Source organism: Cupriavidus sp. 86D6, assembly GCF_057815095.1.
The window spans coordinates 1-19,985 of record NZ_JBYPSB010000014.1 but is presented as its reverse complement, the minus strand read 5'-3'; the positions used below and the strand labels follow the sequence as shown (position 1 = coordinate 19,985).

The 19,985-nt window shown below is 67.5% G+C and carries 16 protein-coding genes; 2 read left to right on the top strand and 14 right to left on the bottom strand.

Features of this window, described 5'->3' with window-relative positions; all coding sequences use genetic code 11:
* Positions 1–51: 51 nt before the first annotated feature.
* Both AC3G88_RS23560 and AC3G88_RS23555 read right to left on the bottom strand, forming a co-directional pair.
* A complete protein-coding gene (locus AC3G88_RS23560; protein WP_488774147.1) occupies positions 52–2,439 on the bottom strand; it encodes a polysaccharide biosynthesis tyrosine autokinase in 2,388 nt (795 codons plus the stop codon).
* Positions 2,440–2,499: 60 nt separating this feature from the next.
* Positions 2,500–4,062 carry a mannose-1-phosphate guanylyltransferase/mannose-6-phosphate isomerase gene (locus AC3G88_RS23555; protein WP_488774164.1) on the bottom strand — a complete coding sequence of 521 codons (1,563 nt, stop codon included), beginning with the start codon at positions 4,060–4,062 and terminating at the stop codon, positions 2,500–2,502.
* Between the two features lie 320 nt (positions 4,063–4,382).
* Here AC3G88_RS23555 and AC3G88_RS23550 point away from each other — a divergent pair, with 320 nt between their 5' ends.
* A complete protein-coding gene (locus AC3G88_RS23550) occupies positions 4,383–5,417 on the top strand; it encodes a DUF1839 family protein (protein WP_488774148.1) in 1,035 nt (344 codons plus the stop codon).
* Positions 5,418–5,500: 83 nt separating this feature from the next.
* Here AC3G88_RS23550 and AC3G88_RS23545 read toward each other — a convergent pair whose 3' ends face one another.
* The 11 genes from AC3G88_RS23545 to AC3G88_RS23495 all read right to left on the bottom strand — a co-directional run bounded on the left by AC3G88_RS23545 (position 5,501) and on the right by AC3G88_RS23495 (position 17,287).
* Positions 5,501–6,229 (bottom strand): Crp/Fnr family transcriptional regulator, encoded by a 729-nt coding sequence (locus AC3G88_RS23545; protein ID WP_400397499.1) that lies wholly within the window; start codon positions 6,227–6,229, stop codon positions 5,501–5,503.
* A 392-nt stretch (positions 6,230–6,621) separates the two neighbouring features.
* On the bottom strand, positions 6,622–9,186 hold the full coding sequence (locus AC3G88_RS23540; protein ID WP_488774149.1) for a glycoside hydrolase family 2 protein: 2,565 nt from the start codon (positions 9,184–9,186) through the stop codon (positions 6,622–6,624).
* Complete coding sequence (locus tag AC3G88_RS23535; protein WP_488774150.1) at positions 9,183–10,169, bottom strand: DUF1839 family protein; 987 nt, start codon at positions 10,167–10,169, stop codon at positions 9,183–9,185. The genes AC3G88_RS23540 and AC3G88_RS23535 overlap by 4 nt, the downstream gene beginning before the upstream one ends.
* Positions 10,170–11,132 (bottom strand): amino acid--[acyl-carrier-protein] ligase, encoded by a 963-nt coding sequence (locus tag AC3G88_RS23530; protein ID WP_153948706.1) that lies wholly within the window; start codon positions 11,130–11,132, stop codon positions 10,170–10,172.
* Between the two features lie 10 nt (positions 11,133–11,142).
* Positions 11,143–12,342 carry an acyl-CoA dehydrogenase family protein gene (locus AC3G88_RS23525; protein WP_488774151.1) on the bottom strand — a complete coding sequence of 400 codons (1,200 nt, stop codon included), beginning with the start codon at positions 12,340–12,342 and terminating at the stop codon, positions 11,143–11,145.
* Positions 12,339–12,590, bottom strand: coding sequence for an acyl carrier protein (locus tag AC3G88_RS23520; RefSeq protein ID WP_092603394.1), 252 nt, complete (start codon positions 12,588–12,590; stop codon positions 12,339–12,341). The genes AC3G88_RS23525 and AC3G88_RS23520 overlap by 4 nt, the downstream gene beginning before the upstream one ends.
* A 103-nt stretch (positions 12,591–12,693) precedes the next feature.
* Positions 12,694–14,097 carry an undecaprenyl-phosphate glucose phosphotransferase gene (locus AC3G88_RS23515; RefSeq protein WP_488774152.1) on the bottom strand — a complete coding sequence of 468 codons (1,404 nt, stop codon included), beginning with the start codon at positions 14,095–14,097 and terminating at the stop codon, positions 12,694–12,696.
* A gap of 105 nt (positions 14,098–14,202) precedes the next feature.
* Positions 14,203–14,862: a phosphatase PAP2 family protein gene (locus AC3G88_RS23510; RefSeq protein WP_488774153.1), complete on the bottom strand. Its 660-nt coding sequence runs from the start codon at positions 14,860–14,862 to the stop codon at positions 14,203–14,205.
* Between the two features lie 427 nt (positions 14,863–15,289).
* Positions 15,290–15,553: a hypothetical protein gene (locus AC3G88_RS23505; RefSeq protein ID WP_153948710.1), complete on the bottom strand. Its 264-nt coding sequence runs from the start codon at positions 15,551–15,553 to the stop codon at positions 15,290–15,292.
* Positions 15,554–15,648: 95 nt separating this feature from the next.
* Positions 15,649–16,197, bottom strand: a complete 549-nt coding sequence (locus AC3G88_RS23500) for a DNA-binding response regulator (protein WP_488774154.1) — start codon at positions 16,195–16,197, stop codon at positions 15,649–15,651.
* A 271-nt stretch (positions 16,198–16,468) separates the two neighbouring features.
* Positions 16,469–17,287: a helix-turn-helix transcriptional regulator gene (locus AC3G88_RS23495; RefSeq protein ID WP_488774155.1), complete on the bottom strand. Its 819-nt coding sequence runs from the start codon at positions 17,285–17,287 to the stop codon at positions 16,469–16,471.
* A gap of 509 nt (positions 17,288–17,796) precedes the next feature.
* Between AC3G88_RS23495 and AC3G88_RS23490 the strand changes: the two genes are divergently transcribed.
* The gene (locus AC3G88_RS23490) at positions 17,797–19,596 is read left to right on the top strand and encodes a methyl-accepting chemotaxis protein (RefSeq protein WP_488774156.1); all 1,800 of its coding nucleotides are present in this window, start codon (positions 17,797–17,799) and stop codon (positions 19,594–19,596) included.
* 113 nt (positions 19,597–19,709) lie between these two features.
* On the opposite strand, the gene AC3G88_RS23485 is transcribed toward AC3G88_RS23490, so the two are convergent.
* Positions 19,710–19,985: hypothetical protein (locus AC3G88_RS23485; protein ID WP_488894055.1), on the bottom strand; the 276-nt coding region annotated here is incomplete at its 5' end.

The following is a 19,985-nucleotide window of genomic DNA, read 5'->3' as shown; positions in this document are numbered from 1 at the left end:
GAAACGGGTACGCCAGCACCGGTGGCCGGTTCGATCAGTCGCCGGTTTTTCTTATGCCGCCGGGGTATGACCGATCTGCTTGAGTGAGGGTGCCGTCACCGGCATGCCGAGGTAGGGATTCATGGCGGTGAAGTCCGTGCGGTTGCTGCGCTTGGGCACGACGCCATTGAGAATGCCGCCTAGCAGCGTGGCGTTGGCACGCGCCAGGCGCTTCAGCGATTCATCGACCTGCGAAGGCAGCGTGGTGTCGGCGCGCAGCACCAGCAGCGTCGCGTTCACGCAGTTGGCCACCAGCGCCGCATCCGCGACGGCCATGATCGGCGGGGTGTCGATCATCACCAGGTCGAAGCGCTCCGCGCACGCCTGCAGGGATCTTGCGAACGCGGGGCTCATCAGCAGTTCGGAGGGATTGTCGGGCGGCGCCCCGGCCGGCAGCACCGACAGCCCGTTCACGGCCGTCAGCTGCACGGCATCGGGCAGCGACGCACGGCCGGACAGCACGTCGGCCAGGCCGGGGCCGGTATGCAGGTCCATCCAGTTCGCCACCTTGCCACGCCGCAGGTCGGCATCGATCAGCAATACCCGCTGGCCGGCTTCGGCGAACAGCACGGCAAGATTGACCGACGCGAACGTCTTGCCGGCGCCCGCCGTGGGGCTGGTAACGGCCACCACGCGTTGCGGCGTGTCGCGCAGCGAGAAATGCAGCGCGGCGCGGACGTTGCGCAGGCCTTCCACGGCCATCGAATGCGGGGCGTTGCGCGCCAGCAGGAACTGGTCGTGCAGCCCGAGCCTGAGCAGCCGTTCGGCGCCGTCGATATCGTCGTCTGCATGCTCGGCCAGTTCGTCCGGATCGACCAGCGCGTGACCCGACTGCGGTGACTGCTGCGATTGCTGCGCCAGCAGCCCCGCCACCTCGCCGTCCGGCCAGGCTGACCTGGCTCGCGCGTCGACCAGCCGCTCCAGTTCCACCTGCTCCTGGCTGAACACGATGTCGCCGAGCATCGCCAGGCCCAGGCGCGCCTCGGCTTCGTTGACGTTGTCGAGCGTGGGCCGCACGCGCTGGCGCACCGCCACGCATGCCATGGCCAGGCAGAGCCCCATCAGCGCGCCGGCGATGGTGGCCGGCCACGGACCCAGGCCGACCGGCCGCATCGGCAGCAGCGCGCTGTCCAGCACCCGCACCTGTCCGGTGCGGTCCAGTTGCAGCAACGACAGCTGTTCGGCCTTGTTGCGCAGGGTCATGTACATGTCCTCGGCCACCTTGACGTCACGCGTCAGGGCCACGGACTCCCGTTCGGTCGACGACAGGTTCTGATAGCGCGAATCCATGTCCTTGCGTTCGCGCACGAGCTGTTGGATCTGGTTGTCGACGGTCTTGACCTCGTTGGCCTCCTCCGTGAAACGCTGCAGCAACTTCATGCGTTCGAGCTTCAGCACGGCAATCTGGCGCTGGTAGTCCATGCTGCCGGTCAGGTACGACTGCGCGTCCTGGGTCGGTGCGATAGACCCCGCCTTCGAGCGGTACTTCGTCAGCGCGGTCTCGGCACGCTCCAGCTCGGCCTTGACGCGCGGGATCTCGCCGGACAGGAAAGCCAGCGTCGCGGCGGTGTCGTCGCGACGCTGCATCGCCTGTTTGCCGATGAACGACTCGGTAATGCCGTTGACCAGCGCCGCAACCGCCGTGCGGTCGGCATTGCGCCAGGCAATGCTGACGGTGCCGGCGTCGCCCGGCTGCATTTCGATGCGCAGCCCGTTGGCCACGGCGTCGACCGTCTGCACGAGATCATGGCGCGTGACCACGAACCGGGTGCCCGGGCGCGCGTCGATGCTCGCGACCTGCATTGCCACGCCGTTGGCTTCCGCCGGGTTTCCGACGCGGCCGGACAGCAGTTCGGTGTCCTGGTCATAGAGCCGGTAGCCGCCATTGGGCAGCACCTGCAGCGTCAGCGGCACGTTCAGCAGTCGTTCGGGCACGGCGAGCCGCTCCACGGACAGCTGCTCCCCACCCCAGGCATAGCCGAGGCTTTCCGGCCACGGCCCGGACAACCGCCCCGGCGTGGCGAAGTGAGCGGCCAGCCCGCCTATCAGCGGCGCGCGCAGCGGCCGGGCCGAGATATCAAGATGAAGGCGCTCGACCACGGGCGCCACCACGGTCCGGCTGCGCAGCAGGCCGACATCGAATGGCATCGGCGTCGCCGTCATGCTCAGCGCGTTGGTTCGCGCCGTGGCCGCGTTGTCGCGCGGCTGCTGCACCTGCACGAGCGCGCTGGCACTGTACTCATGGGGCTGCGATACCGCGAAGACCCATGCGATGGCGCCGCCCGCCAGACCCGCGCCGAGAATCCATCCGGCACGATCGAGCATCGCACGCCACGGGTTGCCGCCCGCTTGCGCCGCTGTTGCCGGCGCGGCCGGCGCGGCCCCGGCCGCAAAAGACATGTTGGTCACAACGTCCCCCTATTGCTTCGAATGCCCGCCGGCGCCTGCCGGCGCGCAACGCTACTTGCGCCCGTAGTTGTCATCGAACCGTACGATGTCGTCCTCGCCCAGATACGAACCCGATTGCACCTCGATGATCTCCAGCGGCGTCTTGCCCGGGTTCTCCAGGCGGTGCTGCGTGCCGATGGGGATATACGTGGACTGGTTCTCCGACAGGATGCTCACCGTATCGCCACAGGTCACGCGCGCGGTCCCGCGCACCACGACCCAGTGCTCGGCGCGGTGGTAGTGCATCTGGAGCGACAGGCTGGCGCCCGGCTCGACCACGATCCGCTTGACCTGGAAACGGTCGCCGTGATCGATCGAGTCGTAGCAGCCCCACGGCCGCTGCACCTTGCGATGGTTCACCACCTCGCTGCCATGCTCGGCACGCAGGCGTTGCACCACGTTCTTCACGTCCTGGACGTGCGCCTTGTCGACCACCAACACCGCGTCGGCCGTCTCCACCACCACCACGTCCTGCACGCCCACGCAGGCGATCAGGCGGCCTTCGGAATGCGCCAGGCACGACGAGGCGCCGTCGAACACCACACGCCCGCGCGCCACGTTGCCGGAAGCATCCTTCTCGGCGATGTCCCAGATCGCTGCCCACGATCCCACGTCGGACCAGCCGGGGTCCATCGGCACCAGCATGGCCGGCACGTCGGGCAGCGCCTCGATCTTCTCCATGACCGCATAGTCGATGGAATCCGACGGGCACGCCTCGAAGGCTTCCTTGCACAGGCACAGCGCATCGCCCTTGGCGGCGCGTTGCGCCTGGTCGTAGGCCGCCTGGCATTGGCGCATCATGTCGGGCTGCAGTTGCGCTAGCGCGCGCAGCCATACCGAGGCCCGCACCACGTAGACGCCGCTGTTCCACCAGTAGTCGCCCGATTCCACATAGGCGGTGGCCAGTTCCAGGTGCGGCTTCTCAACGAAGCGCTCCAGCGTCAGCGCGCCTTCCTGCGACAGCTTGCCCGTGCGGATGTAGCCAAAGCCGGTTTCCGGCGTGCTGGGCCGCACGCCGAGCGTCACGATCGCGCCACGGTCGGCATGGCGCACGGCGACGGCCAGTGCGGCGCGGAACGCCTCGGTGTCGAGCACCGCATGATCCGCCGGCGTGGCCACCATCACCACATCGCCCGCTTCGCCGGCATTCGCGATGGCATGCAGCGCGGCCATGGTCAGTGCGGGCGCGGTGTTGCGTCCGCAGGGTTCGGCCACGATGTGCGCCGGCTTGCCCGAGCGTTTCATCATCGCCGCGATCATGAAGCGATGCTCCTCGCCGCAGACGACGATCTGTGGCGCCTCGACGCCAGACGGCCGTCCCGCCATCAACGCGATGCCTTCGAGACGGCGCGCTGTGGCTTCCAGCAGGGTGTTCTCCGCCACCAGGTTCAGCAGCTGCTTGGGATGCTGCTCGCGCGACAACGGCCAGAGCCGGGTACCGGCGCCGCCCGCCAGGATGACCGGCTGGATCGCCGCCAGCCGCACCGGCGCCGCGGAGGCTCCCTGACTGGCGGCTTCCACCATGGTGGGGACGGGGGCGGAGGGAACATTGCTCCCTCGGGTCGGAATTCTCATCATGCCTCCTGCTTGGGACTGTCCGTTTTCGGCTCGGATCCGGGATGACCCGGGCAACCTGTGCTGTCGCGACAGACGCCTCGGGCAAGCATCCACGCTACGCGCCAGAGTGGATGGAGCCAGTGTAGGAAGCTGCTCTGGCACGGCTCTGTTCGATTCCGCACATGCTCGACGCGGCACCGTACGCGTTGCCCGACAACGCCGGCTTTGTTGGAAAACGTACCGATTTGCCCGGTCCGAACGGCTCCAATTCGGTGGACCGCGCTTCTCGCATGGCCGGCCTGGCGCCGTTGCCGCCCCAACCCGGAGAACTGAAACAGATGGTTCAACGCACAGCGAATGCCCCGGAGTCGGCGACGCCCGAACCGGCGGCCGCCCGCCCCATCGTGGCGCCCCAGCGCCTGCTGCATGGCGAATCGGCGATCTGGCCGGAATCGAACTGCTACATGGACCTGTGGATCGAACTGCTGTATGGCTGGCACCTCGACCCGCGCGCGGCGCTGCCGTTCACCGTGGCACAGGATTTCGAGGGCGACCATTTCACCTTCTTCAAGTATCCGCAGGCGGATCTCGAACAGCTGTATGGCACGGTGGTGCAGGAGTGCGCCGTCTACGACACGCTCGAAGCGCACGTGGCCGAGCAGGTTTCGCGCGGCAAGACCATGCTGGTGGAGGTGGACAGCTTCTACCTGCCCGACACGCGCGCCACGGCCTACCGTGCGAATCACGTGAAGACGACAGTGGCGATCGACGGCATCGACACGGCGCGGCAAACCCTGTCCTACTATCACGGCCTGGGCCACTACACCGTCGATGGCGACGACTATCGCGGCCTGATGCGGCTCACGCCAGACCTGCGCGACAACGGCAATATCCTGTTCCCGTACGTCGAGTCCGCCGCGCGCGTGCGTCCGGCGCTGCAGGGACGCGAGCTGGCCAACGCGGTGGCACGGCTGATGCGCAGACACCTGGGCCGCCGCCCCGCGCAAAGTCCCATCGTGCGGTGGCGTGCCGAGTTTCCCGCGCACGTCGACAGGATCCTTGCGCGTGGCGACGCGTACTTCCACCACTACGGTTTCAATCTTCCCCGACAGCTCGGCGCCAACTTCGAAATGCTGCAGCATTGCCTGAACTGGCTCGACGAGCATGGCTACCGCGTCCCGGCGGCCCTGCGCGCGCTGCCCGGCACCATCGCGGCCGAATGCAAGGTGCTGCAGTTCCGCCTGGCGCGCGCCGCGGCACGCGCGCGGCCCGACCCCTGCACCGAGTGCCTCGACACGCTCGAATCGGCCTACGACATGACGATGGCTGGCCTGGTGTCGTCGTTCGGCAGCACGGATCCCGCCCACGGCTGAAACCCGCCAGCGCATGCCACAAGCCCTGGACGCCATCGCCACGCGGCGGGTGGCATCCGGTGCATGCGGCATGGGCGCCGCGGTCAGACCTGCGCCAGCGTCAGGGCCGGCAGCAGGCGATCGTACTCGCGCTTGACCAGCTTGTAGCACTCGCACGAATGATGCTCCAGGCCGCAGCGGTCCAGCACGGTGATATGGCCGCGGCTGTGGTGGATCAGGCCCAGGTCTTCCAGCTTGCCGGCCGCTTCCGTGACGCCCTCGCGGCGTACGCCGAGCATGTTGGCGATGACCTGCTGCGTGATCACCAGTTCGTTCGAGTTCATGCGGTCGATGGCCAGCAGCAGCCAGCGGCACAGCTGCTTGTTCAGCGAGTGATGGCGGTTGCAGGCCGCCGTCTGCGCGATCTGCGTGAGCACGGCCTGCACATAGAGCAACGTCACGCGCTGCAGCGCCGGTAGCTGGGCCAGCTCCGCACGCAGCACACGGGCCGGAATGCGGTAGGCGAAGCCGGGGCTGCGCACTTCCACGCGGCTCGGCATCGTGTCGCCGCCGGTCACCACGGGGATGCCCACCAGCCCTTCGTTGCCGACCGCGGCGAATTCCACCGTGGCGCCGTCTTCCAGCAACGACAGCAGCGAGACCACTGACGTGGTGGGAAAGTACACGTGGACGATGCGCTGGCCCGAGTCGGTCAGCAGCTCCCCTGCACGCAGGCGGACGAGTTCGAAGTGGCGCGACAACGCGTCCCATTCACGACGCGGGAGTGCATTGAGCAGATGATTGACATGCAGGTCCGACCGTTGCGTAATCATTTCTTCCTCCGTGTGACCCCGGAGCAATGACGTCGGAACGCCGCAGTACCTGCGAGACGCGTGACCCGACATCGCCGCTCCGCTTTTCTATTAGCAAGCTTGCTGGCGAATGCCCGGCGGCCCTGAGGCCGCCACCCGTGAACCCTGCCGGAGCGTGTTGCCGTGGGCGCTCCGGTTTCGTCTTCGTTGTTGGCTGTATTAAGTGCCATGGAGCACAGAACTGACAGTAGGCAGACGGATAGTTCAGGGCGTCATCCATGGGTAGGTTGGATGTAGGAAAACGGGTGAGGCGTGGCGGCGGCTGCACGGGCGTGCATACCATCCGGCGGGAGGGGGGAAATGTGTCCTGCCGCGCCAGAAGCGGCCTGGCGGGCAGGTGGAGAAGGATGAGTTCAGCCGTCGTAGCTGACCGGGCGAGACGCGTTCAAGGCAGATACTTCACCCGAAGGGATGGCTCCCGCCCGGGTGGCATCCGCCCCATCGTGCATCAGGCGGATACGGCGCGACTCCCCGGGCCCCAGGTGGAACCAGTTGGTTTCAGGCAACCAGGCGTAATCGTCGACATGGACCCAGCGCGCAAAGCGGCGGGCGCTGACGGTCAGCCACCAGACGCCGTCCTCGCACGCCACGCTGGCGGCGAGGCCCGGGTCCAGCAGCGCGTCGGCGCGGCGGTCCGGCAGGTACGCCGACTGGCTCAGCAAGAGGCTCGCCGTCGGGTCGGCACCGGCATCGGGCGACGCGTCGTGCAGCGTAGCCAGCACCACGTCGTGCGCGGGCGGCCCGAACCGGTAGGCGTAGGTGAAATCGAAAAAGTGATCGAGCAGTTCCGCCGCCACCAACCGCCGGGTCTCGCGCGGCGCCAGCGTCAGCGTCTGGTCGGCCTGCGCGACCACGGCCTCGCCGTCGCGCAGGCAACGCAGTGCCAGCCGCACCGTGCGCGGCACCGCGGTCTCGTTGACCAGATGGATGTGCAGCCCGTTGAGCCCCTCATCCGTCAGGATGACCTGCAGCGGCTGCCAGACCTGGCGCAGCGCATGCCAGGCCGATTTGGGCCGCGCATAGGCATCGACGATGCCCCATCCCGCGCCGGGCAGCAGATCCTGCAACTGCCAGACCAGCCCGCCCCGACAGCTGGAGCCGGCGCGGCGCCATTCGCCGAACACGTCGGTCATGATCTCCGCCACCACGGCGCGCGACAGCTGCAGGTAGCGCGCCGGCCGTTCGTACCGCAGGCGCGGCGGATCGACGTCGAACAGCGCGCGCAGGTAGAAGTCGCGGATATCCTCGAAATCCCAGCCGGCGCCGGCATCGCGCGGCACGCGCGCCTTCCAGCGCGGATCGTGGTACGGCTGCGACATGGCCGCATCGGCCAGCGTGCGCGTGCATGGCACGTTGGCAAAGGCCAGGCATTCCGAGGTGAAACGGACATTGGCCAGGCGCGCATCGCTGAGCGGACGCTGGTAGGCCCCCACGCCGTAGTAGTGCGATACGCCGGTATCGGCCTGGAACGGCCAGGCGCCTCCACTGGGCGAATTGCGCACGTAGATCACATCGGGCCGATGCTCGGCCACCAGCCCCGGAATCAGTGTGTCGAACAGCGGCTGGCGCCATGCGCCGCGCGGCACGCCCATCATCGCCGCCTGCTGTTCGGCCTCGCTGCCGCCGCACAGCACGGCCAGGCTGGGGTGGGCGCCAGACGATGCGAGCCATTGCGAGACTTCGCGCCGCGCATCATCCATCCACGCCGCCCCGGTGTCGCCGCCATAGTCGAAGTTGGCGAACATGAAGTCCTGCCACACCAGCAGGCCCAGTGCGTCGCACTGCCGATAGAACGATTCGCCCGGGTAACAGGTCACGCCGCTGACGCGCACCATGTTGGCCCCGGCGTCGCGCGCCAGCCGCAGCCAGCGGGCCACGGCCTCGTCGGTGTCCGCCAGGCCGGGCAGGTCGTGGCTGGACACGCAGGCGCCCCGGCAGAACACGCGCTCGCCGTTGACGCGCAGCCCGAACGCGCCCGGCTCGCCATCGCGGTCCTCGGTAATCGTGCGGAAGCCGACATTGCCGCAGGCCAGGACGTGACCGTCCATGCTCGCGTCCACGCGATACAGTGCCGGGTCGCCGTGGGTATGCGGCCACCAGCGCCGTGCGTCGGGTACGCGCAGCGTGCCCGCCAGCGTGTGCGGACCGGTGCGATGCAGATCGCCACGCCAGATGGCATGGTCGGGGCCGATGGCCGAGAACGCACCGTGCGCCGGCGCGGCGCCCGGAAAATGGAGCTGCAGGTCCACCACGCCCTCGGTGCCGTCGATCCGCCCCGACATCTCGGCGCGTACGCCATGCGTGGGATCGGTACCGAGCGGGTCCAGCAATTCGATGTCGCGCCATGGCCCCACCGCGTGCACCGGCGGGCACCAGCCGGGCATGTGCCCGAGCAGCGTGGTACGCACGGTACGCAGCGACGGCGGCTGGATCATGCGCGGCTTCCAGCGTACGGGCCCGCGCTGGGTGCGCAGCCACGGATACAGCGCGCGAAAACAGATATGGAGCACGTTGTCGTCGCCGGCCAGCTCCACCTCCACCTGGTGCGCGGCGAACATGTGGCGCGTGGTCAGCACGTGCCGGCCGTTGAGCCAGACCTCGGCAATCGTCGCCAGGCCGTTGAAGCGCAGCAGGCGGCGGCCGCTGCCCGCGAAATGCAGCCGATACCAGTAGTCGTGCTGGTGCAGCGGTGGCGGCGATGCATCGTCCCAGCGCCCGGCCGCGCCCAGCGCGCTGGCCACCGTACCGGGCACCGTTGCGGGCAGCCAGTGCCCGGTCTCCGACAGTTCGCCCGGATGCGCGGCGGCGTTGGCGAAGGTTTCGAGGAAGGTCCAGTCGCCTTCCAGACGCGCCCGGCCCACGGCCACACCGGGCCGCAAGATGGGCAGGAGCGCCGGTTCCGGATCGCGAGCGGTCATGTGACGGTTTCTCCGAAGTGGGCCGCCAGCGCCGGAACCGTGCCCTGGTAGGCCAGTTCCAGCTGCTCCAGGCAGTCCTCGCAGCTGTCGGCCTTGTGGCTGATCACCGCCCGCATCAGGCGGAACTGCATCACCATGGCCTCGGACGCCATCGTGTAGCACGCCTCGGCCACGGAGTCGGGCAAGGTCTCTCCCTGCATGACCAGCCAGCGTACATAGCGACCCAGCAGCTCGAAGTTCGCGCCAAGCTGGCGCAGCACGCTGGCCGCGTAGATCTGGAAGTTGGGCTCGCCGCGCGCCATCAGTTGTTCCAGATGCGCCGGAAACGCGGCCCGGAACGCCTGGATCGGATTCTCCCGCGGGCGCCGCGCCAGATGGCCACGCAGCAGATCCAGCGACGCGCGCTGCAGCGCATCCTCGGTCAGCCCCGGAAAGCGCCGGCGCACCACCTCGGCTTGCGGAAAGGTGGCCACGCCCCACATCGTTTCATGGGCCGGCATGCGGAAGATGGCCAGGTAGTCGTCGCCACTCGCCGTGTGATAGCCGTCATGGTGGTAGTAGCCCACCGCGGTGGCCTCAGGCACCAGTACGTCGATCGCGATGCACGCCCGCGCGTGCTGCCGGCGATAGGCGCCCGCCGGCTGCGGCAGCTGGAAGCTGTCCACCTCCAGCAGTACCGCGTTGCCGCGATTGGTCTGCGCGGCCACATGCGATTCCAGCCGGCCGTAGGTCGACAGTTCGTCCTTGACGATGCCGTACAGGCGCTCCAGGTCTATCGACGGGATGTTCGAGGACGTGAACTGGTCGCCCTCGAAGTCGAGTGTGACGGTGAACGGCAAGGCGGCAATGGGTTCGAAGTCCCATCCATGCAACAGTTCGACCCACAGGTCGATATGGCGGTTCGCATGCGACCACACCGGATTGCCACCGTGCAGCGCATGCGCGCCGCCGCGCGCCCGTACCGCCTTGCCGTCTCCGTACATTTACACGCCTCCCAGCGTCTCGCGCACCGCTTGCGGCCACTGTGCCGGGTTTAGTCCGTGGTGCTTGAGCAGAGCCAGCGTCAGCCGCTCGATGCCAAAGCCCACGCACCCCGTGTGGGCCACACCGCCATCGGCCAGGCCGATGTGCCACAGCGCTCCGAAATGGTCCATGTGGTAGTTGAAACTCATGCACGCGGTGGGTGGCGCGCCATCGTTGACCGGAATCAGCAGTTCGAACTTGAGCTTCAGCTCGCGCTGGCTGTCGGCCACGATCTTGCCGCCGCGGCCGAAGAACGGGTCGTTGGCCACATCCACTTCCACGGGCAACTGCAGTGCCTCGGCCAGTGCCTGGCCGCGCTCCATCCACAGCTGGCGGAACGCCACGATGCGCTCGGCCGACCCCAGGCACACGTACTCGCGCTGCCGGAACAACTGCATGCGCGTGGGCTCCAGCGACGGCTCGTGCCGGTAGCAATACGACAGCACGTCCACCACCTTGCCGTCGGGCGGCAGCGGGCCGCGTCTGGCCACGACCGGATAGATCGGATAGCAGGCGGCCGGCGTCAGCACCACGCCCGTGAATTCCTGCTGGTCGGTCCAGTCTTCCTTGTCTTCCAGGCGCGCCAGCAGCCGGCGGTGCGCGCGGTCGTCGCCGCAGAAGCTGTGAATCGTGCCGGCCAGTTGCGGAAAGTTCTTCAGGTATTCGCTGGCTTCGAAATCCTGCTGCCCCAGCGCCGGCGGAAAGCGCAGCACTTCGGCGCGCTGGTCGGCACCGATCCGCGTGATGGCCAGGTTCAGGCCGTCCGCAATCGCCTCGAACTGCGCGCTGCGGCCATACAGGCCCTTGACGCCGGTCTCGATCAGCAGGCCGGCAGCCAGCAACTGCTGCAGATAGGTGGGTGCGGCGGTCAGTCCGCCGGCGCCGCCTCCCGCGACGGCGTCGGTCAGTGCGTGGGCATCCATCGATGGCTCCTTACGAACGGTCGGCCAGCAACAGATTGGCCGTATTGGTCTGGATGCGATCGTTGTTGATCATCAGCGGCGCCGACCACAGGTCGCGCAGGTGGCGGCCCAGGCTGAACGGCGTGCCGTGCTTGTAGCCAGCCATGCCACAGACCAGCAGCGCCTGCTGCACGACGTCGAGCGCCATCGTCGACATGGCAGTCTTCAGACTGTTCATCTCGGCCGCCAGCGCGAAGGCGGCCGAGACCGAAGCGCCGGCGTGGCGCGCGCGCTGGCGTTCCAGCGCCATGTCGACGCGGGCTTCCATCATCTGCAGCTGGCTCACGGCCTCGGCCACGCGCAGCGCCGACGGCGGCAACTGCCCTGGCCGTGCACGCGCCTGGCCCTGGAAGAAGGTCTTGGCCCGCGACACGGCGTCGGTGGAAATGCCCAGCCATAACGCGCTCCACAGGATGTGCGACACCGGCGTCATGGTGGCGTCCGCGATCTCGCCGAACGGCACCGGCAGCACCTGATCCACCTGGCCGGTGGCCTCCAGCCGGAATCCGTTGCTGCACGTGCCGCGCATGCCCAGCGTGTCCCACGCGTTCAGGCTCTGCAGCGTGTAGTCGCCCTTCAGCGCGCAGACCAGGACCTGGTCCGACGGCGATGCATCGGCGTGGCGCCGCGCGGTGATCAGGATGCCGTCGGCGTGCGCCCCATAGGAAATCGTCGGCGCCATCTTCAACAGATGAAAGCGGTCGCCTTCCACGTTGACCGCGCAGCCACTGCTGCGTAACGCGCCGCCAATGGCTTCCTCGGACGTGGCCGAGGCCAGCAGCAGCTGTTCTCCCGCCACGCGCGCCAGCATCTGCTGATGCCACGGGCTGCCCGTGCCATGTTCGAGCAGGCAGGCCACCTGGATCTGGTGCATCGCGTAGATCATGCCGGTGGATGCGCACGTCTCGCCCAGCACCCGGCAAATGGCCGCAATGGTGGCCAGCGGCGCCCCGCTGCCGCCCAGCACCGCCGGCACCATCGCGCCGAGCAGGCCCTTCTGGCGCAGCACTTCGAAGGCCTCGTGCGGAAAGCGCGCCTCGTGGTCCACGGCGTCGGCAAATCGCTGCGCCACCGCGGCGACCTCGCGGGCGGCCGCGATCAGTTCGTCGCCCGCCATGGCGCTGCCCCCGGCCGGGTTGGCATGCGCCAGCGCGACCTTGGCGGTGCTCATGCTGCCTCCTGCTGCCGGCGAATGGTTTCCACCGCCGCCGCAAGCGAATCGACGCTGCGGAAGAGCTGACGCGTCAGCATTTGATCCGGAATCTCGATATCGAACGCATTTTCCAGCGCCAGCATCACATGCACGGTGGCCAGCGACGACAGGCCTGCTGCGTACAGGTCGTCGTTATCGGCCAGCGTGGCCAGCGGCACGTCGAGGCGGGCCACTTCTCCCAGGATGTTGCGGATTGTTGTTTTCATTCGAAGTCTCCGATTCGGAAGGCTTGATGCGGCCTCCATTCCAGATGTTTTGGACGTCGGGCTCGGTGCGATGTCGCACCAACCAGACGCCGTTGCGCGGCGCTCAGTAGGCGGCCGTGCCTGTCCAGCCGTGCAGGGCCGTACGCAGGATGATCCGAAGGTCCAGCTGGAACGACCAATGCTGGATGTAATAGATATCGAACTCGATGCGCTTGCGCATCTTGTCGATCGTGTCGGTCTGTCCGCGCAGGCCGTTGATCTGGGCCCAGCCCGTGATGCCCGGCTTCACGCGATGGCGCAGCATGTAGCGATCGATCAGTTCCTTGTAGAGCTCGTTGTGCTCCATCGCGTGCGGGCGCGGGCCGACCACCGACATCTCGCCGCGCAGCACATTGAAGAACTGCGGCAGCTCGTCCAGGCTGGTGCGGCGCAGGAAAGCGCCGATGCGCGTCACGCGCGGGTCGTCGCGGGTAGCCTGCGTCACGCCGTGGTCCTGGTGCATGCGCATGGTGCGGAACTTGTAGACGCTGAACGGCTGCCCGTCGATGCCCAGCCGCTTCTGGCGGAACAGCACCGGCCCCGGCGACGACAGCTTGACCATCAGCGCGATCAGCAGCAGCACCGGGCTCAGGCCGAGTATCACGGCCAGCGCGAATACGCGGTCGAAGCTCGCCTTGACGATGCCGGTCACGCCCGATACCGGCGGGCTGTTCAGGTCGATCACGGGCAGGCCCATGAAGTCGGTGAACCTGTGCCCCAGCAGTTCGACCGACGCCACATCGGGCACCCAGCGGATGTCGATCAGTTCGTTGCGGAACTGGCGCACCACGTCGGACAGGTCGCGGCAGGCAGCCATCGGCAGCGTGAGCCAGATCTCGCGCACGCCCTGGCTGCGCACCATCGCGCTGACTTCGTCCATGGTGCGCAGCGGCTCGACGCCGGCCGGGATGTTCTGGCCGTCTTCGTCGTAGATGCCCACCACGCGATAGCCGGCGGCGCGAATCTGCTGCACGCGCAGGAACATCTCGCGACCCAGCGGCCCATACCCGCAGATCACGACGCGCTTGGCGTTGATGCCCTGCTCGCGGACGTTAGCAAGCATGCGGAACATGATGGCGCGCGACACCAGCAGCAGCACCATGGAGCTGATGAACCAGCCCAGCGACCAGACACGCGACACCGCGGCGATCTGGTGGATCAGGAACGCGCCCATCAGGCCGGTCAGGAACACCGTCGCCCACGCGGCGCAGGCCCGCAACGCCAGCACGGCCTGGCTGCGGCCGCGCCAGGATTCGTAGAGGCCGAACGCCGGAAACACGACCAGCGCGCCCAGCGCGCACAGCATCGTCAGAAAGCCGTTGACGGGCGCCGCCTCGCGAATGCCACCCGGAAAGTAGATCGCGCCCATGCCGATGCCTGCCGCGGCAATCAGCAGCGCATCGCAGAGTCTGTAGAGATAGTGAAGCGCCGAATTACGCTCGGCTGCCACATTCCAGTTCGACGCCATGACCACCCCATGCCCCTCGCGGGAAGCTGTTTCGGGTCATGGTTGCGCAGCGGGTCGACAACGTCTGTTGGGCGGCGCACACAGGTCCGGGGCGCCTTCGGCGGCCTACCGGGAAGCGTGCTGGAAATCGCCGGCGGCGCGCATGCCAGCGCCGGGCAGCGCCGCCCACTCGCCGCGGTGGTACAGGTGATCGCGCCCCGAAAGGAACATGGCAAGCTCCTGCACCATCACGTCGGTCGCGCCGGCCAGGCCGCCGGTGGGCAACACCATCAGCGCGGCCAGCATGGCGCACATCGCCAGCATCGTCCGGGGGCTGCGGGGCACGCCGTGCCGCACCACGATCGGCAGGCTGACCAGGAAACCAAGCGTCAGGCCGCTGGCCACCTCGGATAGCGAATGCGCATGCAGCGCCAGCCGCGACACGCCCACTGCCAGCGCCATCAGCACACCGCCCAGCGCGGCCAGCAGGCCCAGGCCTGGCCGCCTGTCGGGCACGGCGATGTAGCAGGCCACTGGCAGGATCGACGCCGCCATCATCGCGTGGCCGGAGAACCCCGTGAAGTTGAGCGATGCACTGCCGATGCCCCAGCCCATGAAAGCAAGCTTGGAAGCCAGCACCACGAGCGCCGTGGCGGTGAACGCGAGCATCCATTGCCGCGCCACGCCGGTGGCGCCGTGCCAGCGCATCCACGCGTAGAGAAAGCACGCGCAGGGCAGCAGGAAGGCGGATTCGCCAAAGTGGGTGATCAGTTGCCAGCGGTTCATCGGGATCTTCGGTGGTGCCGCGAAATTGCGGTGGAAAGGTGCGTGGCGGCAGCGTAGCACCCCTGCGGCAGGTGCGTACGCCAAATCATTTGATGGATCATCCCCCGCCGTCCATCCCGAAGCATGAGGGCCGCACGCGGGTGCCGGATGCCCTGCGCCGGCGGCCGTGGTCCGCACGGGCGCGCCAGCACTGGGGCCGCCTTCGCGCGCCGCCCGCAAGCCCAGGGATGAGATGCCGGGTTGCCATGCGTCTTCTGGTTGATACTGTCCCGCACGACGATTCGATATGGTCCATGCAATGGTCGCGCACCACGTGTGCGGCCATTTCAAAGCCCGCATGGTCCCCCGGTCGGCGGGCTTCTTTTTTGGAGCCGCCGGATCGACCGGACGCGCATCGCACAGGGTGGCGGTCACGGTGGGACGGGTGTCAGGTGGGCGGCGGCGTGCGTGTCAGCGCGACGAACAGCGCGCGGGCGGTGTCCAGGTGACGGCTTGCTTCGCGCTCGCCGATTTCACGCGCGGCAACGATGGCGGCATCCTCGGTGGCAAAGCATCGGCCATGCAGTTCGCCCCGATACAACAACGGCCCGCCAATGATGGCGAGCCGTATCTCATAGCAGCATGCCCACTTGCCACGGCCTTCGCGCACGGCGAACCCGCGGACAATCAGGATATCCAGACTGTGTTCCATACGACCCCCTGCTCCCCGCGGCGGCCGGCCTCTCCGAGGCGCCGGCTTCTGGCCGTGGGCAAATCCAGCATAGTCGTATCAACGCGCGGACGCCCTCATCCGATGGCAGTAGTCCCATCGGGACTTACCCGCGCCGCAGGGATGAAGTGAGTGGCCGGCGTGGGCGCTGCCTGCGTGCCGTGCGGAGCCAGCGATCTCAGCAGCGTCAGCGCGCTGCGCGGAAAACACTGTCCGCCCGCCCACACCAGCGTGGCGGCAGCGCACACCAGTTCCACCGGCGCCGGCACCGCCAGGCATCCGTTGGCACCAAGCAGCGCGGCGTGCGCCATCAGCCTGGCATCCAGCGCATCGGACAGCACCAGCCAGCGCCGGGGCGCGAGCCGCTCGCGCACACGGTCCAGCAGCGCGCGCGGGTCGCCCGGCACGCCGCTGCAGTCCACGAGCGCCATTTCCACCGGCTCTTCCGGCAGCGGTTCGGATGCATCGGGATTGTCGATCGACGGCATGCGCATCGTGACGGGATCGTCGTCGAGCAGCCATTCGGGGCCGTGCCAGCGCACCGGTGTCGGAATATCCTGGCCCTCCATCCGGCGGGCGAGGATACGGCACATCATTTCGTTGCTGGCGATGAGATAGGTCGTCATCTATTTGCCATCCGCGCATTGTTGCGCGCGTGTATCCGCGGGGTGTGGTGCCCCCGCGGGACGCCCCTGGAGGGGCGCATCGTATTCTTGTGGAATGATGGCGAAGAGGAGTGCGTGCCGGAGATTTCGATGATCTCCGCGGCAGCCCCCGGCGCCGCGCCTGCTTACAACCTAGCAATCACGGCAGCCCGCCGCCTCATGCTTTTGGATGAGGGGCGGGCCGGCGAATGGTGGAAGCGTGCCGTTGGCCGGCAACGCGCAATGACTTCCCTTATGCGGCCTCACAGGCCTCCCGTGCGCTCAATGACGACATCGGGATATGCGTGGGCCTGGCCGGCGTGGGGCCAGGCCAGTTCAGCGTGGCCCCGCGTTGCAGCGCCACGTACACCGCCTCGCCCTTGTTGCGCACATGCAGGCGCTGGTAGAGCGTGCAGGCGTGGGTCTTGGCGGTGGCCACCGAAATGTTCAGCAGCCGGCTGACCGTCTTGACCGGATAGCCGCGCGCCAGCAGGGCCAGCACTTCGTACTGGCGTTCGGTGATATTGAGCAGATGCGCGCCGGCGGCTGGCGTTTCCAGCGGCACCGCCTGAGCGTGCGCTGTGGCATCGCTCAGTTGAGCCGGCACGCCATGCAACGGCACCACGATCGGCGCGGCATCATGGCGCGCTTCGGCGGCGCCGGGTTCGGCGTGACGCGTCGGGGGCAACTGGGACGGAAAGCATTCGCCACCGGCCAGCACCAGCCGGATGGCGGCTTCCAGCGCATCGGCCGAACAGGTCTTGGCCAGCAGACCGCGCACGGCTTCCGGCATGCCGGCCTCGGGCAGTGGCACCGGGAGCTGGTCGGCCAGCACCAGCACGCGCAACGGGGTCAGGCGTCGGCACAGTTCGGCTAGCGTGTGCCAGCCCTGTTCCGCATCGGCCGGCAGGCCGAAGACGAGCAGATCGGCGTGGTGGATCCACGGATCGGGGTCGTGCAGGACGGCGGGATCGAGATCGACGAGATCGCCCGGAACATGCGCCTGCGCCAAAAGGTGGCGCAAACCGAGACGCAACAATGGATGTGGCTCGAGCAAAAGAATGGTGGCCATGGCCGCTCACTTCTTATTGGCGCGTCGCTGCGATGGTTGGCTGTCCGCATGGCGCGCTGTTGGAGGCGCTCCGCTTATTGGCGCGGTTGCACTTCCATACGGTCTGCATCACCTCCTGAGCCTTCGCAGCGTTTCCCGTCCTGGCTTGCTGCCGACTGCTTCGGCCCTCCCTCGGAGGATGTCAGACCGCCCCGTTTGCGTATGTAACGCGTTAGATGCTTCTCAACTCAGATACAAATTAAATCTAATTCTGGTGTTCAGCATAGGCAGCACGCCCTGCGATTGCAAGTCGATGCTGCAGTGCAACGGGTTTTCCCTCGGTTGTATGGCAGATGTCCTGTATTGATATGGCAGGCGGCCGACGGGCCTCGAACGATCGTTCGGAGCGGCAGAAAGTGACGCCGGAACCTCTATGGTGCGCCGCACTAAAGTCGGCCCCGCGCGCGCCGTCAATGCGATGGCAATGCAATCGCCCGGACCCGGGCCAACCTGAGAGAAGAGTTCATCACATGCTTTCCTCGCTTCGCGCGCGAATCGTGGCCCTATCGGTGGCCATCGTCATCGTGGCGCTGGCAGCCAATGCCATCGTCAACCAGTTTGTCGCCCGTGCCTATAACAACGAGGCCATCGACAACAACCTCGCCGCCGTGCAAACCGGCCATGTGGACGCCATTGCGGAATGGGTGTCCAGTCACACGCAGATGATCGCGTCGCTGCAGGACGCCGCGCTGCAGGACGATCCCATTCCTGCGCTGCGGCTGGTTTCAAGCGCCGGCGGCTTTATCAAGACCTACGTCGGCTATCCGGACAAGAGCCACCGCTTTTCTGACGCGGCCGGCCTGAAGCCCGACTACGATCCCACCGCGCGGCCCTGGTACAAGCAGGCCGTGGCAGCGGGCAAGCCCATCGTCACGCCGCCCTACATCGCGGCCAGCAGCGGCAAGCTGGTGGTGACATTTGCCGTGCCGGTGATCCGCGACGGCGGCGTCAAGGCCGTGATTGGCGGCGACGTGGCCATGGATGCCGTGGTGGCCAACGTCCGGTCGATCCATCCCACACCCGCCAGCTTTGGCATCCTGGTGGCGCGCGACGGCAAGATCGTCGCGCATCAGGACGACAAGCTGACGCTGAAGCCAATTGCCGATCTGATACCGGCGCTGGACGGTGACAAGCTTGGCGCGCTGGTGTCGGCCACCGTGCCGTTGGACGTGAGCGTGAGCGGCACCAGCAAGCTGCTGCGTGGCCGCGAGATCGCCGGCACCGACTGGGTGGCCGTGATCGCGCTGGACAAGGCCGAGGCCACGGCCGGCATGCGTTCCGTGCTGATCGCATCGCTCATCTCGCTGGTCATCGTGGCCTGCGCGGCGGCGCTGATCGTGGCAGGCGTGACAGCGGTCTCGTTCCGCCGGCTGTCGGGTATTCGCGATGCCATGGTGGCGATCGGTTCCGGCGATGGCGATCTCACGCGCCGTTTGCCTGCCGAGGGCACCGACGAGGTGGCGCAGATCGCGCGGGCCTTCAATGCGTTTGCCGACAAGCTCGTGCACGTGATGCGCCAGATCCGGGACGCGAGCGAATCGGTACATGTGGCCGCCAACGAGATTGCGGAAGGCAATGCCGATCTGTCGCGCCGTACCGAATCGGCCGCCGCCAGCCTGGAACAGACCGCGGCGTCGATGGAAGAAATCACCGCCACCGTGGGCCAGTCGGAAAGCGCGGCCCGCCAGGCCGACGATACGGCCACGCAGGCGCAGCAGGTGGCCACCCAGGGTGGCAGCGCCATCGCCGGGGCCATCGACACGATGGGCGACATCGAGCGCGCCGCCGTGAAGGTGTCGGACATCATCGGCGTGATCGAGGGCATCGCGTTCCAGACCAATATCCTGGCGCTGAACGCTGCCGTGGAAGCGGCCCGCGCCGGCGAGCAGGGCCGCGGCTTTGCCGTGGTGGCGGGAGAAGTGCGCGCGCTGGCCCAGCGCAGTTCGCAGGCCGCCAAGGAAATCAAGACGCTGATCGAATCGACGGTGGGCAGCGTCAATGCCGGTTCCGGCCAGGTGCGGCTGAGCGGCGAAACAATGCGTGAAATCGTCGGCAACGTGGGCCGCGTCACGCAGATCATTTCCGAGATCACCAGCGCCGCACGCGAACAGACGCGCGGCATTCAGGAAGTGAACGTGGCGGTCAGCCAGCTCGACCAGATGGTGCAGCAGAACGCCGCCCTGGTGGAACAGTCCACCGCTGCCGCTGCGGCGCTCCAGGGCCAGGCGGCCACGCTTGCGGACGTCGTGCGGACCTTCCGCCTGGACTGACGTCAGCCAACGCCAGCCCGGCTCACTGCCGGGCCCCCTCCTCGCGCGGCCCGGCGCGCCCTGCCTAGGGGCGCGCCATCGGGTTCCTCCCCCTGGTACCTCGCGCACCACAGTCAATTCCCCTCGGTACTGAACGCTCGGACTTGCGGTCTGCCACGGCGCGCAAGCGGGATGGGCGTCGGCCGCTGCAAAGGCGTTTCAGGTTTCTCATCGGCCGGGATTCTTAAATTCAATAATTTTGAATAACTATGACGACGATAGCCCACTTTGCGCAGGTGGCCGGTCGCTATAGTTCTGCACATGGACAGCGCAGCAACGCAGCGAAACGAACGAAGCGAAGCCAGCGCCGCCCGATAACACCTCAAACTTATTGAATCGTTTTTAATACC